At 52.1% G+C, this 280-nt stretch carries 1 protein-coding gene; it reads left to right on the top strand.

Annotated elements, in window-relative coordinates; all coding sequences use genetic code 11:
- The first annotated feature begins 10 nt into the window (after window positions 1–10).
- Window positions 11–175: a protein YhaL gene (gene yhaL / locus SB756_RS29490; RefSeq protein ID WP_001426206.1), complete on the top strand. Its 165-nt coding sequence runs from the start codon at window positions 11–13 to the stop codon at window positions 173–175.
- The last annotated feature ends 105 nt before the right edge of the window (window positions 176–280 follow it).

A 280-nucleotide genomic window follows, 5' to 3' on the forward strand; every position in this document is an offset into this window, starting at 1 on the left:
GGAGATGATGATGAGTAAAAAATCGGCCAAAAAGCGCCAGCCAGTGAAGCCCGTGGTGGCGAATGAACCTGCTCGCACCGCCAAAAATTTTGGCTATGAAGAGATGTTGAGCGAGCTGGAAGCCATCGTCGCGGATGCTGAAACGCGTTTAGCCGAGGATGAAGCTACCGCGTAAAGACAGGTTGCCGGATGCGGCGAAAACGCCTTATCCGGCCTTCCATAATCTGCAAATTCAATAAATTGCGATGTGTTGTGTAGGCCTGAGAAGCGCCGCGCATCA

Origin of the sequence: Pseudomonas sp. SIMBA_068, from assembly GCF_046534705.1 — a bacterium.
GTDB lineage: Bacteria > Pseudomonadota > Gammaproteobacteria > Pseudomonadales > Pseudomonadaceae > Aquipseudomonas > Aquipseudomonas putida.